We start from the raw sequence: 16,363 nt of genomic DNA, 5'->3' as shown, positions 1-16,363 counted from the left end.
AGCGGGTGGGGTGGTTCAGGCCGCCTTGCGCCTGGCGGGCGGCGGCTTGCGGGCGGTGGACGAGGCCGCGCGCTTGCGGGCCGGCGCGGCGGACGCTTTCTTGCCCAGGCTTTGCTGCAGCAGGGCGACCAGGTCGATCACGTTGTTGCCGTGCTCTTCTGCTGGCTCGGGCGCGGGCGGCGTGATGGTCTTGGTCTGCTTGGCCTTGATTTTCTTCCTGACCAGCGCCAGCACGTCTTCGCGGTAGCTGTCGTGGTATTGCCCAGGTTCCCACGCTTCGCTCATGCCTTCCACCAGCGACAGGGCCATCTTGAGTTCCTTGTCGGAAATGCCGGCCGATTTCAGGGTGCTGCCGGGCAAGTCCAGGTCGTCTGTGGGGCGGATTTCATCGGCGTAGCGCAGGGTGTTGAGCACGATGGCGTCGCCCACGCACACGAGTGCGCACAAATGCTGCTTGGTGCGCATGACCACGCTGGCGATGCCCACTTTGTTCGCCTTGCGCAAGGTTTCGCGCAGCAGCGCATAGACTTTTTCGCCGCCCTTGGCGGGGAGCAAATAATACGGGTGCTCGTAAAAGGTCAGCGGCACCTCAAGCGCATCGACAAAGGTCAGTATGTCGATGGTTTGCGTGGCCTTCACATTGGCTTGCCTTAAATCTTCCTCGGACAGCACCACGTACTCATCCGTCTTGTATTCATAGCCCTTGATGATGTCGTCCCACTCGACTTCCTTGCCCGTCTTCTTGTTGTAGCGCTTGTAGCCGATGGGTGAAAAGTCGCGCCGGTCCAGCATGGACAAGTCCAGTTCATGGTCGAGGCTGGCTGAAATCAGCTCGACGGGGATGTGCACAAGGCCGAAGCTGATGGCGCCTTTCCACAGTGCGCGCGCCATCGCCTAGTCCCCCACGCTGCCGGTGATGGGCAGGACGATGCCGCTGATATAGCTGGAACAGGCGGGCGATGCCAGGAAGACGTAGGCGGGCGACAGCTCTTCCGGCTGGGCCGGGCGGCGCATGTCCGTGTCCTGGCCGAATTTCTGGATGTCCTCGGGCGACTTGTCGGCCGGGTTGAGGGGCGTCCAGACGGGTCCGGGCGCGATGGCGTTCACGCGTATGCCCTTGTCCAGCAAGTTGCCGGCCAGCGCCATGGTAAACGCATGGATGGCACCCTTGGTGGTGGAATAGTCGAGCAAGTGCTTCGAGCCTTGCAAGCCCGTCACGGAGCCCGTATTGATGATGGACGCGCCGCGCTGCAAGTGGGGCAGGACGGCCTTGGCCATATGAAAGTAGCCGTAGACATTGGTTTTCATGGTGAGGTCGAAGCGTTCCTCGCTCAGGTCCAGCAAGGATTCCGCATGTTCCTGGAAGGCTGCGTTGTTGACCAGCACGTCGATGTGCGTGAACTTGTCCAGCACCTGGCTGACGGCTTGCTGGCAAAAGCCCTGGTCGCGCACGTCGCCGGCAATCAGGAGGCAGCTCTGGCCTTCCGCTTCCACGTAGCGCTTGGTTTCGTGGGCGTCCGCGTGTTCGTTCAGGTAAATGATGGCGACATCCGCCCCTTCGCGCGCGTACAGCACGGCCACGGCGCGGCCGATGCCCGAATCGCCGCCCGTGATGATGGCGACCATGCCGGCCAGCTTGCCGCTGCCGCAGTAGTCGGGCGCCAGGAAGCGGGGTTTCAATGCCATCTGTGTTTCAAGGCCGGGCTTGTCCAGGTGCTGGGCGGGCAGGGGAGGCGTCGGCTGGTTGCGGTGGCCCGTCTGCAAAGGCGGCTTGCTTGCCTTGCCTTGCTTGGCGGCATCGCGCTGCTTGTCCTCCTGATCCTGCTCCTGCTGTATGCTGCGCTGCAAGTTACCGGCGGACTGGTCCTTGTTCTCGTTCATGCTGGCCTCCCTGGAAACGAAGATCCAGTATCGGCGCGGCAACCGCATCAAACGGTGCGCTTGCTAACAGAGTGGCGCAAACAGGCGTAAAGTTATATGATGATTGACATAAATGTGGGAGGGCAGCATGAAGGTAAGCAGGGAACAGGCGGCGCTGAACCGCGAGCGCATCGTGGAGGTGGCGGCCAAGTTGTTCCGCGAAAAGGGCTATGACGGCATCGGCGTGGCCGATTTGATGAAGAACGCGGGCCTGACGCATGGCGGCTTCTATGGCCATTTCGCGTCCAAGGAAGACTTGATGATCGAGGCGTGCCAGCATGCCCTGGAGAAATCGCTGGAAGGCTGGCAGGGAAAGGTCGCCAGCGACCCGCAGCGGGCGTTGCCGGCCATTATCGACAATTATTTGACCACCCGGCACCGCGACCAGCCCGGCGGTGGTTGCCCTGCGGCGGCCATGGGCGTCGACGTGGCGCGCATGTCGCCCGGCGCGCGTCCCGCGTTTACGGCGGCCACGCAGCAGCAGTTCGCCTTGCTGCAGGGTTTGCTGCCCGACGGCGCACCGGAAGAGCGGCGCCAGCAGGCGATCGCCACGTTTGCCGCCATGGTGGGGGGCATGGTGCTGGCCCGTTCCGTCGATGACGAAGCCCTGTCGGCGGAAATCCTCGATGCCGTGAAGGCGCAATTGCTGCAAGAGTGAACGCGTTCCCCCTGTCGGCCGGCCGCATCGCATGATAGGCTTCGGTTTTCAGATTTCGGGATCATCCATGCTGCTCTGGCTCAGGCAATACCGGCGTCCTCTGTTGGCCGGAGACATCACTGCCGGTATCGTTGTCGCCATGATGATGGTGCCGCAAGGCATGGCTTATGCGCTGGTGGCCGGCTTGCCGCCCGTGGTGGGCATCTATGCCAGCATCTTGCCGCCCGTGCTGTACGCCCTGTTCGGCAGCAGCATGACGCAATCGGTGGGCCCCATGGCCATCGTATCCCTGATGACGGCCGCCGCCCTGGCGCCGCTGGCCGACCCCGGCTCCTCCTTGTATATCGTCCTGGCCGCCCAGCTGGCCTTCATCAGCGGCCTCGTCCTGTTGCTGTGCGGCGTGCTGCGCCTGGGCTTCATGGCCAGTTTCCTGTCGCGCCCCGTGATCAGCGGTTTCAGCAATGGCGCCGCGATCCTGATCATCTGGGGCCAGATCACGCCCTTGCTGGGTGCCACCTGGCCCCACTGGCATACGCCCAGCCTCGTGCTTGGACTGTCCGGCCTGTTGTTCCTGTGGCTGGCCAAGCGTTATCTGTCGCGCCTGCTGCAGCGTTGCGGCCTGAACAAGGTGGCGGCCGACGTGGGCGCGCGCCTGGCGCCGATGGCGCTGGTGCTGGCCGGCATCGCGCTGGTCGCCTATGGCGGCCTGGAAGCGATGGGCGTGCAGACGACCGGTCACGTGCCCAGCGGCTTGCCGGGCCTGAACCTGGCTACCTCGAGCGCCCATTGGCGCACCCTGCTGTCGCCGGCGCTCCTGATCGCCTTCATCATCTTTTTGATGAGCATGTCCGCCGCCCAGACCCTGGCGCAAAAACGCGGTGAAAAGCTGCAGACCAACCGCGAACTGCTGGGGCTGGGCGCGGCCAACGTGGCCAGCGCGCTGTCGGGCGGCTTCCCCGTCACGGGCTCGATTTCCCGCTCGGCCGTCAATTTCCAGGCGGGCGCCAACACGCCCCTGGCCAGCATCATCACGGCCGGCCTGCTGGCGCTTGCGCTGGTGGCGCCCACGGGCTGGCTGGCCCTGCTGCCGCTGCCCGTTCTGGCAGCCACCATCATCTTTGCCGTCAGCAGCCTGCTGGACTGGGACACCTTGAAACTGTCGTGGCGCTACGACCGCAGCGATGCGCTGGCCCTGCTGGCGACGACGGCCGGCGTGCTGGTGCTGGGCGTGGAAGCGGGCGTGGTGATCGGCGTGCTGTTGTCGATGGGCACCTTGATCTGGCGCGCCAGCCGTCCGCACATCGCCGTGCTGGGCCGCATCCCGAATAGCGAGCACTTCCGCAACGTGGAGCGCTATGAGGCGCAGACCTTGCCGGACGTCTTGCTGTTGCGCATCGATGCGGGTCTGTTCTTCGGCAACGTCGAAGCCGTGACGGAGCGCGTGGAAGACGAGTTGCGCGGCCACCCGACGGCGCGCCACCTGGTGCTGGTGCTGTCGGCCGTCAACCAGATCGACAGTACGGCCTTGCTGGGCTTGATCGAACTCAACAGCGCGTTGATCAAGCGCGGCATCAGCCTGAACCTGGCCGAAGTGAAAGGGCCCGTGATGGACCGTCTGCGCCAGAGCAGTCTATTGAAAGACCTGAGCGGCAAGCTGTACCTGAGCACGGCCCTGGCGACGGCCGATCTAAGTGGAGAAAACGCGTGAACATGGAAATGAATCTGCACGGCGAGCCGCGCGTGGTGGATAGCATCCTTGCGCTGGAGCAAGCGCTGCAAGAGGCGCGCGCGCTGGCGCAGTGCGAGCTGTGGCTGACCTTGGCCACGGACGCGGAGCAGGGTCCGGCCCTGTGCATGTTGCGCAATGGCGGCAATGCCTGGCTGATGTATCTGTCGGGGCAGGACGACCTGAGTTTTCACTCGCTGGGCGACGAGGAGGCAGACGGTGCCTGCAGCTATCTGCTGTCGAATGGCCAGGTGGACGAGTATCCCGAGGCATGGTGCGTGGACGTGGAACAAGGCCAGCGTGCTTTTGCCGAGTTTTTCAGGACGGGCGGCGCGCGGCCGGCCGCCCTCGCGTGGGAGGCGGATTGAGATGCCGCAAACCATCATCGCCGATATCGACCGGGACTTGCTGGCCGCGCTGGACGCCAGGGCAGGTTTGCTCACGTTGCGCGCCATCCTGCTGCGTTACAAGGCCAGCGGCGTGACGGCGGCGCAAGTGGCCGCCTTGTTGCAGGAATTGCGTCCCGCCACGCAGGAAGGGCCGCTGGAAGACGTGATACTGGACGCCCTCGACATGGTGACGGGCTGGTGCACGCCGCAGCTGCGGGTATGGGACGGGGCAGGAGACGAGCATGCATCCTGACAAGTTCAAGCAGGTGGCGGGGCTGCCGTCCGCCGAGCGCCATGCCTACTTTGTGCGCAAGGCAGCCGATACGCAAGAAGTGTGGGGCTTGTACCGCGATGGCTGGGCCACTGCGCAAGTCGACGGCAAGGTTGCCATCCCGTTCTGGCCGGAAGCCGCGTTTGCGCAGGCGTGCGCCAGCGGCGACTGGGAACATTTTCAGCCGCGCGCCATCGCGCTCGGCGATTTCCTGGCCAAGTGGCTGCCCGGTATGAACCAGAATGGCCAGCTGGCTTTCGTTTTCCCTGTGCCGCAAGGCAGCGCCAGCATCGCGGCGCCGGCTGATTTACTGAGGGATTTGCAACATGAATCAGAGGAATATGAATGAGGGCAAGGAACGCCTGGACGCCTGGTACGACGGCTCGGCCATCTGCCTGATCGCCGTCGGCGCGCAAGGCGACCCGCTGGACCTGGGCGGCGATGAAGTGCGCGCCCTGATCGCGACGCCGCAGCACTGCTTGGCCGAGTCCGAGGCTGCTGCGACGGACGATTGACGGCTCAGGCGGCCGCCAGCGCCTTTTCCATCGCCACGCTGGCCAGGCTGATGCCGCTCGGGTGCGCATACGCTTCCTCGCGCAAGGCTGTAAAGCCGGCAGCCGCGTAAAAAGGCACGGCATTGAGCGACGCGGACAGATGCAGACGCGCAATGCCGCGCCCGCGCGCCAGTTGCTCCAGCGCCGCCAGTAGGCGCTTGCCGATGCCGAGTCCCGCATGCGCGGGATCGACAAAAACGGCGTCAACTTCCTGCTTGTCCGCATCGAGCATGGCGTAACCGGCAATGATCTCGCCCTGCATCGCCACGATGCCGCCACCCGCAGCCAGCATGGCGGCATAAGAGTCCGGCACGGGCGAAGCCGTCCACACAGTAATTTGCTCCGCTGCATAGTGCGTAGCGCAACTGACGCGCACGGCCACCGTGCGCAGGGCCCACAGGGCGGCTATGTCGTCGGGCAGGGCGGGGCGCAGGGTAATGGGCATGGAAGCCTTCCGGGCAAAAGGACCATGCTAGCGCAATGGCTTGTATCACGCCAGCAAGAGTGCTTGCCACGTTTGTCCAGCCATCACTGCGCCGGCTTGTCCGGATCGATGTAGTACGAACCTGGCGGCGCACCCGGCACCTTCACCCGGAACTTCAGGCCGGACAGCAGCTTGTCCCACAAGGCGATGGCTTCCTCGTCGGTCAGCGACGATGCTTCGGCGGCACCGACCATATTGTGGGCGACTTTGGTGAACATCCTGACCTCCAGTACCGATGGATTCGCGACATCGCGCGGCTTGCCGACCAGGGCCCATTCAAAATCGTGTACGCCATCGGTTCGTCGTATCAGCGACTCTTCTCCTTGCCAGTGCTGGACGTTGCGTTTGCCTTCGCGTAGCACGGTTCTCTTGGGATAGCGATTGCCTTGCCGGTCTTTTGCTTGCTGAATTCGGTGAATTAAGGAAAGGTCACCTCTCACATTATTTTCGAACTCAGCAGGTGAGTAGTCACCATAAGCGTTCTTATTCGAGCTGACGGAGAACGTTACATCTGGGAAGCTTGGGAGATACAGTCCTGTATTGACTATTTCTTGTTCGTCATAAATATTGTCAAAAATGAACCCATAAGGAATACAGTTGCCGGATTCGGACGGTATCTCATCTTCTTTGCGTAGGTGTAAATTTTTTGCGCGAACTACTTGTTTTTGTTCAGCACTTTGCTTGGTCTGGCCTTCTGGGGTCGAATCTCCTATCGTAAATGTTATGTTTCCTTTTGTAATGTATGTGTTGAAATATATATCACCTTCATTTTTGGTGTATTCATTCTCAAAATACTGAATCTGCCAACTGTCTTCAATTGGACCTATGCCGTTGTAGATAATTTCCGAGGTTGGATTATTGAACTTTATTTGTTCAATATCCTCTAAAACCTGTATGTCCCTCCCTACCAATCCATCGGTTCTTATTCTAATCGTTGATGGGAGGGATGTCTCGCCAGAAATCAATTCAACCTCTTGCGGTATGCGCAGTGCATAACGCCCAAAACATGCCAATTTCGTTTGCAGAAAGAGCACTTCAAAACGTTTAGTAAGAGCGATATTTTCTGACACGGCATTCTCCTCGATGGTGCTTCGTGCTTTACAAGGTTGAAATAATCCAAACAATGCAATGGTAGTGAAAAGAATTAATATTTTTTTTTGACTAAACATGATTAGGTCCACTTTGCGGTTTTTGCGATTTGTATGATGGAATACAGCATTGAAGCAAGTACATTGGGATTTGAATAGCTATCTTGATGTCCGTAATCGGTGCCATCTTTTACCCCGTGAATAAATAATCTTTCCTTTTTAAAGCACTTCTCTAAATTTTGTGATGGAACTGTGTCATCGCCAGCGGCGCTGGCTGGCATTAGCTTTAATCGTAATTTTCGAGTGCCAGCTTGAACAACAAGCTCATTTTTAGCATTGTCTTCAAGTAGTGTCCATTTTTCAGATGGAGGTAAATTTTGACTTTCCATAGGAACTGATAGTCCGCTGTTGAGTCCTTCAATTACTTTAAATACGACATTCCCATAACTTAACCTCTTTGGTGAGGCGCAGTAGCTTGCAAAGGTGGTGGTGTGAAAAGTTTCTTTTATTGAGTTCAGGAATTTGAATGCATCGTTAAGCCTATACTTGACCTTCTCAAGGCCACCTCCACTTTTTTTGTCGATGTTTGCCGGATTTATCCATTTCGGATTTATCAGCCGCCACCACGCATTCGGTGGCTGCAAGTAAATAGCATCCAATGCCGTAGCGCCCTCGCGCGGCCAGCTCCACAGTTCTTTGTCTTGCTGATCTACCACCCTGAGCCATTTTTCACCGTAGACGACGCCAGGCATCATCTCCAGCGGTGCCGGAGCATTCGCCAGAATAGCGGTCGCATGGATGCCATTGATGCCAAGTACCTCTGCTTCGTATTCACCCGCAGTAGTGTCTTTTTCCTGAAAGCCGAAGCGCATGCGTTTATATGCTCCGGCGGCGCCGATGGCGGGCATAACACTGTGATAAATGCCAAGTATTGTCAGGTCCTTGTCGTTGACTATTTTTCCATAGTCGGGATGTATCAAGGCGCGGGCCAGCAGGCCACCCATGCTGTGCGTGACCAGAATGACTTCATGACACTTGAAGCCTCGCTCACGATAACCTTTGACCAGGCCTTTTAGGCGTTTGGCAATGGTCACGGCAGTGACGCCATTGCTCTGCACAAAGTTGTAGCCCATCGCGTGAACTGGATACCAGCATGCCGCGATTTTTTTCAAGTCTTCTTCAGTTATGGGATTACCTGATATGCCACCAAACGTGGAAGGGTCTTTCATCACCGACGCACTCAAGCCACTTGTGCCGCGCCAGACTGGATGCAGCTTTCCGCCAAAGACTATATTGTTCATATGTTTTTCAGTGTGTTGAAGCATGGAGCCATAAGCGCCATCAAACAACACTTCACTCCAGCCGCGCCATCGCGCCACCTGCGCTGGAGTTGCGAACGCTTGCGGTTTTCCTTGTACCGGACGACTGCCGGGATTGATTCTGTTCGATCCAATCAGGGGGGGAATGGGTGTCAGACTGTCAGGAACATTCTGATGTCGCATATCGGAAGCCATTGTTTCTGGCCCCTCCGCGTCAAATCGTCCATTGTTTTCTGTGTAATGGTAATATTCGACTTCTGTTTCGTTGGGGTCAAACACCAACTGACGTTGTTGAGGCGTAGCCTCTCTGAACCATCCGCCCAAACCAGTTCCGGCGGCGACATCTGCCATTCCCCCCACCCCCATCAAGTCGTCCGGTCGCCATGCTCGATTGTCTGGGCGCTCCAACCGTTTTTGTCGTGCCTTGGACGTACGTAAGTTGCTGCCCATGACACCTGGCAGAAAAATGATCGGTATCACTTTGCCGGGGGGCTTGGCGACTTCATGGCGTGCTGTATCGCTGGTTCTGGTCATCTGCACTGCATACTCAGCCCATCCGCCCACACCCTGTGTAAATTGTCTTGGATGATTGCCGCGTTTGTTCAGCTCATCGTTATCACTCATGGCAGTTCTCCTTTGTATCGAATCACATAGCTGTCCATGCCGGTGGATTTTTGTAGGCTCGTCGAGCCGTCGTCACCGCTTTTGCCAGCCATGTTGCCGTCCTCTCGCAGTATTTCAAAATCGATGCCGACAGCGGGTTCGTCGGCCGCTTCCATCAACAACACTTCCTGATCAAAGCTGCTGCTTGGCCTCTCATTGAATTCCTGCGACACGCTCTTCGGCGCCAGTGTTTCCAGGTTGCCGTTAAAGAGCACGGGAGAAGAGGTGAAGAACTGCACCTTGTCGCTGATTTCCAGCATGTGGTTGGCGCCGTGCAGGCGTACGCCTTTTTTGCCCTTGATGTTGACCCAGTCCGCTTCGCTGATCAGAGACAAGACTTTCTGGGCGAGGATTTCCACCTCGTCGCTGTGGGCCTGGATGGACACTTTGCCGCTGGCGGCGATCAGTTTCATGCCGGCCTTGTGCACGAACAGGCTGAAGGTCCTGGCAATGCTGGCAAACATGCTGTCGCCGCTGGCGAGTGAAATATGCTTGCTGCTGGTGAGCGCCACATGCTCGCTGGCGGCGAGGTGGATCGACTGGGCCGTGCTCAACTCGATGCCGGCCGGGCTGGCCAGGAGCAAATGCGGTTCGGCCAGTTCCGGAAAATCGCCGCCGGCGCCCTTGATTGCGGCGTTTTGCCGCTGGATGGACTCGGCGACGGCGCCTTGTTGTGCTGCGCTGTCTTGCGCGCCCGCGTCGACAGCCATGCCGGCCAAGCCTTGCTGCAGTTGACGTGCTTGCGCCAGACGGGCCTGTGTTTCGTCGAGTTGTTTGACGGAGCCGCCGCCTGCCGGTGTTTCGGTGGTGATCAGCATGCCTTTGGCCGCGCGCAGGGCGCCCCAGGCGCTGCTGGCCAGTTCAAAGCCCACGCCGCGCGCTTCCTTGCGGCCGGCATTGTCGTCGATGCGGGTGATGTTGCCCAGTGAAAGCCGGCTGTCCTGGTGTTCGCTGCGCAGTTGCGCCTGGATCGCACCCTTGGTATCGTCGAGCACGAGATGGTTGGCGCTGCGGGCGCCCAGTTCACGGCTGCGCAAGCCGGACAGGGCACGCTGCTGCGGCAGTTGCCACGGCGGCGGATTGGCGCTGTTGTAGACCACGCCGATGACGATAGGGTGGTCGATATTGCCGTCCTGGAATTGCACAACGACTTCCTGGCCCACGCGCGGCAAGGCGATGTGTCCCATTTGCTGACCCGCCATCGGCATCATGACGCGTATCCATGGCGAGCTGCGCTCATCGAATTCACCCAGACGATCCCAGTGAAACTGCAGGCGGATGCGTCCCAGTGCATCGGTATGGATTTCCTCTCCGGCCGGTCCGACCACCAGCGCCGTCTGCACACCGGCAACCACGCACGGTGTGCTGTTGTAGCCACGACCCGGCCGCCAGCGGATGTCCCGACGCACGCACACCAACTTGTTGACATAGTGGGAAGGTGTGCCAGGGCCAAGCTGATAATTATTGCTGGCGCTATGCATGACTGACAGGATCAGGTACTCGCGTTCGGCGATATTGTCCGGGCGCTCCTGGCCAGGCTGGCAGCGTGTTTCCTCGGCGCTGAAATGTCCATCGAGCCGGAAGCAAAGGCCAGGCTGTGCGCCACGGTGATTGCCGGCTGCCTCGAAATACTGGCGCAAATGGTCGCTTTCTTCCATGCGGCGTTGCGCTAGGGATTCTCCCTCGTCGATATTCTTATAGCCATATGCGCCCGTGTTTTCATATAGCTCATGGGCAAATACATCACCCTGGCGATTCAGGGAGTAGCCGCTGGCAAGGCGCGGCTGGGGATTTTTATAGTCGAAACTGGCCAAAGTCAGCTGCCCGGAGCCGATCCGGCGCACGGCTTGCCACTGTTGCAGGCCATCGTCTTCCATGGCACCCGATTCGGCGTGAAAACGCATGGCTCCGTCTCCGGACGCCGTGGCGACCATGTCCGCCAGGGTGCTGTTGTCCGCGAGCCACAGCGTATGGCCATCGGCGCGGTGTTCGTACCAGTAATGCCAGCCCCGCGCCTCCCAGCGCCGGTGCAGGTGGTTATAGTCGGTCTCATTGTGCTGGTTGGCGCAGGTGATCTGCGGATCGTCCCCATGGATGCTGGTTTTCCAGTCGCGCTGCTCGTAGTGTGCGAACGTTGTTTCGGTCAGCTGCATCACGCTTTGGCCATGAAAGGACACATTGTCCTGGCGCAGCCGGGCGAAGGCCAGCCATGGTTGCAGCACCATGCGGTACCACGCAAAGCCGCCATCGGCGCGCAGCAGGCAAAACTCGCCCACATAGCCATTGAAGTGGCGCAGCGTGCCATCGTCGCGCACCATGGAAATGCTCACCATGCGGCCCATCATGGCCTTGAGCGCAATATGCGCGTCATCGGACAGCAGTTCGGCCTCGAAACGGAAGTCGCGCGACACCTCCTCCCTGGCAGTCAGCGAATTGACCAGCAGGATGGCGCCGGCTGGCCCATCTTCATGGGGGAAATCGATCTTCAGCAGGCGCCGTTCTTGCGCGGCGAGGTCGAAGGCCGACAGTGCCGCCTGGATGCTTGCATGCATGGCCTGCCTCCGTTACAGGGATGTGATCAGGTGGGCGCCGCAGGCGGTGGCATCGCCGTCATAGGCGTACGGCTTGCCCATGTGTTTTGCGCCGGCGCCATCCGGCGTGATCGGAAAACTGCCCTTGCACTTGGGGCAGAACGTTGTGTCGTCGGCCAGCGCCGCAGTCTTCCCCATCACGGTGCTGCCGGACGATGCGCTGGTGACCTTGCCGCCGTGATCGGTTGCGTCTCCGAGCCGGATGACGCCGCGTCCCGCATGTTTCATGCTTGCCTCGCTTTCCAAGAGTGAAGTACTCAAGCCAGTTGCAGCAAATAACGCACTTCGGCGCCGCGTACCTTGCCTTGTGCTGTCTGCAAGAACGTCGTCCAGCCCAAGCGCCGTCTTTCTGAAGGGTTGGAGCTCAGGAGCAGGGGAGTAATGCATGACGGACTCAATATCAGCCGCACTTCATATTGCAAGTCTGGTACGCCGAACATCGCCAGCATCTTTGCCAAAGCCGCCGCGCCTGTGCTGCGCGGCAGGAAGCGTTGCAGGCCAGCAGCATCCAGCGGACCGATATGCAGGCACACGCGCATATCCTGGCGCCACAGCCGCAGGCCAAGCGTTGCGCCGCGCGCCAGGGTAAAGTTGACACTGCCCAGCAGGCTGCGCCTATCTTTTTCAAGATAGTCCCAGCCGCCGACAAATTGTTGCAGGGTGACGGGTACGGCGCAGTACTCGGCCAGCACGGGGCCGATTACTTGCGCGGAGACGGGGCGGCAGCGCAGCAGACCCGCGTACCAGGCCGCGACATCCTGCGTCACAGCATCAGTTTCTCCGTTCGACGGCAGTGCAGTGCGCTGCACGCCGGCCAGTGCCATCAGCAAAGGTAGTTGCGCATCCGTTGCCTGGGTCTGGAGCGCGGATTCCAGTCGATACTTTTCCCACGCCTGGTAATACAGCGTGAGCATGCGGTGCGAAAAGATATCGAGGAAGGCCGGAACGCCGGCGTCTTTGCTCGACAAGCGGTGGCCGGCGATACGTTCCGAATGGTGCAAAGGCAAGGTACCGCCGATGCCCAGAAAGCGCATGAACGTCGGTATCAAGGTCAGCTGTTCATTGTCGTCGAGTGAAAGCTGTTCGATTTCACTGGCGGGAAAACTCAATGACAAGCTGTTCTTGAAACGCAACACCTGGCCAAAGGCTTGCGCATGGGACACGTTCTGCTGACGTAGCCAGCACAGCAGAATACGTATTGCCTGCACGAATTGGTAGCGGTACGGCTCGGCCAGCAAGTGGTGCATTACACCAGATTCTGCAGTCCGCTTCTTGGTTTGCATCGGATCAGCTCCTCTCCGCTTTGCAGTGACAGCACCACCAGTTCGATGAAACTGTTGATTTGCACATATAGCCCAAGGAAGTGATCGATCACCTGCACAAACAGGTGCATGCTGCTGCCGACGAACGCCCCCTCGTCAAGCGTGATGCGCACCTCCACGCCATGCGCCAGCGAGGTGCCGCGCTTGTGCCGCAGCCAGGTCGTGGTCGGCGAGTGCGTCAGTGCGACGATGCCGTCGATCTGGCGTTGCGAGCTTGCCGATTGGGACAGGTCATACAGTGTCAGCATTTCGCGCAGCGCCGGCAAGCCCTCCTGGACCAGCGCGTGATGATTCAGCGTCAGGTGCGAAATCAGGCGCCAGTGCAGGCCCGCGCCCGGTGAAAAGCGTCGCGGCTGGCTGGGGCGTCGCAGCATGTGCAATGCGGGTCCGCCGCCGCACGGTTGCAAGTCTCCTTGCGGTTGGCCATATTTGAGCGATAGCGGAAGATCGCGGTTACTGCATGTCAGCGACAGCGACAAGCTGGCCTTTTCATGGATCAAGGGATTGAAGTCGCCATCGACCAGCGTGATTTTCTTTTCATGGCCAGGACTTTTGATGGCCAAAGCCATGTCGTGGCGAACGATCCAGTAATGGCCTTGTTGCGCCGCGCTTTCGCCATGGCGCAGGCTGTACAGCGGGCGAAATTCGGTCAGCGTGCTTTCCCCTCCCCGCTGGCGCAACAAACGCACCATATCGACAGTGACGACTTCGTAACCATGGGCATGGGTAGCATGGGCCAGCACGGCGTAGTCGGCTTTCTGCCGGGTGATGGCGATCGGCACGCCTTCCTGGCGGAAAAGATTGACCGCCGGACTGCAGCCCAGCCTTAAGTTTTCGCTGGAAATGCTGGATAACATGCGTGCCGCAGCGCAATCGGGTCGCAAACCTGCCATGCACAGATGCAGGGTAAAGCGCTGGCACCCAGGCGGCAGGGCCGTACTCAGCGTCGCGATATCGATGTCGAAGAAATTGAATTTTTCCGGATACGCAAAATACTCGCTCAGGATGCGGTAGGCCGGCTGGGAACGGGCACCGAAAGGTATCAAGGCATCCGCGTCGGCGAAGCCGACGGGCGTCAAGGGCACGGCGGGTAAAGCAAACCATTGCACTGCGTCGATGGACACAAAAGCGCAGACTGCATGCATGAACAAGGCATCGCGCAATGCGGCGGAAAAAGAAGCTTCGCCATCGATGAAAACGCGCAGTGATGCAGGTGCTGCGTCGAGATGCCGGATGCCAATGTTCAGCGAGGAACTGGCTTGTGCTGGCAGGCGTACGCCTGGCGGCGCCTTGATCATCGTATCGAAAAACGTGCTTTCCAGTACCGATGCTCCTGTCGTCATGCCGTAGGCAGTCTTGAAGCGGCAGCGCACGCCGCGCACAGGCGTTGCGTCCATTTCACTGCCCGCCGGCAAGTGCAATACGCCCGCTCCAGCGGCTGGGACGGACTGGTGAACGATGGTGCACGATGGAAAGGGCCGCAGATAATGGGGGAACAGGGCTTCGAACAAGGCTTCGGTAAATTGCGGATAGTCGTCATCGAGCCGTTTCGAGATGCGTGCCGCCAGCATGGCCACCGATTCGATCAAGTGTTCGACGTGCGGATCTTCGCAAGACTCGCCGGACATGTGCAGTTTGCCGGCGATTCGCGGATAGCGTTCGGAGAACTCACGGCAATGTCGCCGCAGCATCACCAGCTCGCGTTCGAAATACGGCAGCAAGTCCTCCATCTCTGTTTCCTGTGTCTTTGCGGCGGAATGGCCAGTATCCGAGCGTTTGCTCAAAGGTAAATTGCGTTTGCGCAAATAATTGAATAGGGTTACTGCGCAACATCAAAGACGTCAACGCTGGCAACATCAGACTGGCAAGGCAGCATGATTCCAACGGTCAACATGGAGAACGCGATGACATTGCCATCCAAATTACTTTGGTCCGAAGGACTGGCCATCGGTCCCCAGCAGTTCCAGCAACTGGACCGCTACCATGAAGCGCGCCTGCAACGTCTGGCCTCACTCATTAATCCACATTTATGGGGCGTGCACAGCGTCAGCTGGAATGCGGATGCACTGGCCAACAACAGTCTGCGGGCGGACGCCATGTCGCTCGTCTTTCAGGATGGAGAGCTCTTTGACGCGCCGCTTGGCGATGTATTGCCCAGTGCGGTTGACCTGTCCAAGCTACCTTCCAGCGAACATAGTTTTACGTTTTATGCCGCGCTGCCCGCGCTGCGGGCACATGGCGGCAATTCGAGTTCTGCCGGCGCGCGCTATGTTCAGGTGGATATCGAAACCCCTGATCTGTATAGCGAAGCAGTCAGCATTGACGTGGCTTACCTGAAGAAACGCGTGTATCTTCTGTCGCAACTGGAGCCCCTGAACGATTACCTTGCCATTCCGCTGATCCGTTTGTACCGCGCTGGCAATGGCGGCTTTGAAGTCGATACGTCCTTCATTCCACCTGGCCTGACCATCAGCGCCGAGTCTTCTCTGCAAAAAATACTCGAATCGCTGATCGACCGCATGGGCGCGAAAGTTGAGGCGCTGTACAGCCGCCACCGTCAGCCCGGTAAAAATACGGTTGAATTTCATGGGGGGGATGTTTCCTCATTCTGGATGCTCAATACATTGAGTACGGCCAGCGCCACGCTCAGCCATTGCGCCAGTTATCGGCACCACCATCCCGTATATTTGTTTGAAAAATTGATGGCATTGGCCGGTGGCTTGATGACGTTTTCGAAAAAATACACACTGAGCGACTTGCCGGCGTATTGTCACGATGACGCGGCTCCCGGTTTCGGCAAGCTCGATGGCATCATTCGCGACCTGATCGATACTGTGCTGCTGTCGCGCTATTTCCCGATTGCGCTGTCCAACGACATGCAACAAAACACCCACTATCACGGCTTGCTCGATGCCAAGCGGATTGACCGGCAGACCGAACTCTGTCTTGCGGTAAACGCCGATATGCCGGCGCTGGAACTGGTCGCCACGGTGCCATTACAGTTCAAAGTTTCCTCTCCGGACACTATCGAACTATTACTGGGGCGGGCGCTTCCGGGTGCCGAGTTGCGCCATATGGCCCAGGTCCCTGCCGAAGTGCCAGTACGGCCCAATACGTATTACTTTTCGATCGATAACAAGGGCAGTATTTATGACAGCATGATCAAGGCCCAGGCGATTGCGATTTATGTGCCGTCTGGCATAAAAGGGTTAAAGCTGGAATTGTTCGGTATCAGCGGCACCGCCGCGTAACGATGGTGGGCGCTGCGAGCGGATGTCTTGTCAAAAGATTGCCCTAAGGAATAGACTTGCCCCTGCAGTTGACGTTATCATGTTTTTGTAAGTGTCGGTGGCTGAGCAGTCAGCGCATAGTTGAAAC

The 16,363-nt window shown here is 59.0% G+C and carries 16 protein-coding genes; 7 read left to right on the top strand and 9 right to left on the bottom strand.

What is annotated here, in order from left to right:
• Window positions 1–15: 15 nt before the first annotated feature.
• Window positions 16–891 (bottom strand): non-homologous end joining protein Ku, encoded by an 876-nt coding sequence (locus BLT98_RS05390; protein WP_092605773.1) that lies wholly within the window; start codon window positions 889–891, stop codon window positions 16–18.
• A gap of 3 nt (window positions 892–894) precedes the next feature.
• Window positions 895–1,881, bottom strand: a complete 987-nt coding sequence (locus BLT98_RS05385; protein ID WP_092605771.1) for an SDR family oxidoreductase — start codon at window positions 1,879–1,881, stop codon at window positions 895–897.
• Window positions 1,882–2,008: 127 nt separating this feature from the next.
• Between BLT98_RS05385 and BLT98_RS05380 the strand changes: the two genes are divergently transcribed.
• The 6 genes from BLT98_RS05380 to BLT98_RS28695 all read left to right on the top strand — a co-directional run bounded on the left by BLT98_RS05380 (window position 2,009) and on the right by BLT98_RS28695 (window position 5,479).
• Window positions 2,009–2,578 carry a TetR/AcrR family transcriptional regulator gene (locus tag BLT98_RS05380; protein ID WP_092606947.1) on the top strand — a complete coding sequence of 190 codons (570 nt, stop codon included), beginning with the start codon at window positions 2,009–2,011 and terminating at the stop codon, window positions 2,576–2,578.
• Window positions 2,579–2,645: 67 nt separating this feature from the next.
• The gene (gene sulP / locus BLT98_RS05375; RefSeq protein WP_092605769.1) at window positions 2,646–4,286 is read left to right on the top strand and encodes a SulP family inorganic anion transporter; all 1,641 of its coding nucleotides are present in this window, start codon (window positions 2,646–2,648) and stop codon (window positions 4,284–4,286) included.
• A gap of 2 nt (window positions 4,287–4,288) precedes the next feature.
• On the top strand, window positions 4,289–4,672 hold the full coding sequence (locus tag BLT98_RS05370; RefSeq protein ID WP_092605767.1) for an Imm1 family immunity protein: 384 nt from the start codon (window positions 4,289–4,291) through the stop codon (window positions 4,670–4,672).
• Between the two features lies 1 nt (window position 4,673).
• Window positions 4,674–4,946 (top strand): hypothetical protein, encoded by a 273-nt coding sequence (locus tag BLT98_RS05365; RefSeq protein WP_092605765.1) that lies wholly within the window; start codon window positions 4,674–4,676, stop codon window positions 4,944–4,946.
• Window positions 4,936–5,313, top strand: coding sequence for a DUF2750 domain-containing protein (locus tag BLT98_RS05360; RefSeq protein ID WP_092605763.1), 378 nt, complete (start codon window positions 4,936–4,938; stop codon window positions 5,311–5,313). Before BLT98_RS05365 ends, BLT98_RS05360 begins: the two co-directional genes overlap by 11 nt.
• Window positions 5,291–5,479, top strand: coding sequence for a hypothetical protein (locus BLT98_RS28695; protein ID WP_139179107.1), 189 nt, complete (start codon window positions 5,291–5,293; stop codon window positions 5,477–5,479). The genes BLT98_RS05360 and BLT98_RS28695 overlap by 23 nt, the downstream gene beginning before the upstream one ends.
• 4 nt (window positions 5,480–5,483) lie before the next feature.
• On the opposite strand, the gene BLT98_RS05355 is transcribed toward BLT98_RS28695, so the two are convergent.
• The 7 genes from BLT98_RS05355 to tssF form a co-directional block, all read right to left on the bottom strand.
• Window positions 5,484–5,963 (bottom strand): GNAT family N-acetyltransferase, encoded by a 480-nt coding sequence (locus BLT98_RS05355; RefSeq protein WP_092605761.1) that lies wholly within the window; start codon window positions 5,961–5,963, stop codon window positions 5,484–5,486.
• A gap of 83 nt (window positions 5,964–6,046) precedes the next feature.
• Window positions 6,047–7,171 carry a T6SS immunity protein Tli4 family protein gene (locus BLT98_RS29105; protein ID WP_244517392.1) on the bottom strand — a complete coding sequence of 375 codons (1,125 nt, stop codon included), beginning with the start codon at window positions 7,169–7,171 and terminating at the stop codon, window positions 6,047–6,049.
• Window positions 7,172–7,173: 2 nt separating this feature from the next.
• Complete coding sequence (locus BLT98_RS05345) at window positions 7,174–9,033, bottom strand: esterase/lipase family protein (protein WP_092605759.1); 1,860 nt, start codon at window positions 9,031–9,033, stop codon at window positions 7,174–7,176.
• Complete coding sequence (locus tag BLT98_RS05340; protein ID WP_092605757.1) at window positions 9,030–11,624, bottom strand: type VI secretion system Vgr family protein; 2,595 nt, start codon at window positions 11,622–11,624, stop codon at window positions 9,030–9,032. Before BLT98_RS05340 ends, BLT98_RS05345 begins: the two co-directional genes overlap by 4 nt.
• Window positions 11,625–11,636: 12 nt before the next feature.
• Window positions 11,637–11,891: a PAAR domain-containing protein gene (locus BLT98_RS05335; RefSeq protein WP_092605755.1), complete on the bottom strand. Its 255-nt coding sequence runs from the start codon at window positions 11,889–11,891 to the stop codon at window positions 11,637–11,639.
• Between the two features lie 29 nt (window positions 11,892–11,920).
• A complete protein-coding gene (gene tssG, locus BLT98_RS05330) occupies window positions 11,921–12,946 on the bottom strand; it encodes a type VI secretion system baseplate subunit TssG (RefSeq protein ID WP_092605753.1) in 1,026 nt (341 codons plus the stop codon).
• Complete coding sequence (tssF, locus tag BLT98_RS05325) at window positions 12,910–14,715, bottom strand: type VI secretion system baseplate subunit TssF (protein ID WP_092605751.1); 1,806 nt, start codon at window positions 14,713–14,715, stop codon at window positions 12,910–12,912. The genes tssG and tssF overlap by 37 nt, the downstream gene beginning before the upstream one ends.
• A gap of 144 nt (window positions 14,716–14,859) precedes the next feature.
• Here tssF and tssK point away from each other — a divergent pair, with 144 nt between their 5' ends.
• Window positions 14,860–16,236 (top strand): type VI secretion system baseplate subunit TssK, encoded by a 1,377-nt coding sequence (gene tssK, locus BLT98_RS05320; protein WP_348272727.1) that lies wholly within the window; start codon window positions 14,860–14,862, stop codon window positions 16,234–16,236.
• Window positions 16,237–16,363: the final 127 nt, after the last annotated feature.

Source organism: Janthinobacterium sp. YR213, assembly GCF_900099875.1.
Taxonomy (GTDB): Bacteria; Pseudomonadota; Gammaproteobacteria; order Burkholderiales; family Burkholderiaceae_D; genus Janthinobacterium; species Janthinobacterium lividum.
This window is presented reverse-complemented; position numbering and strand designations above follow the sequence as displayed.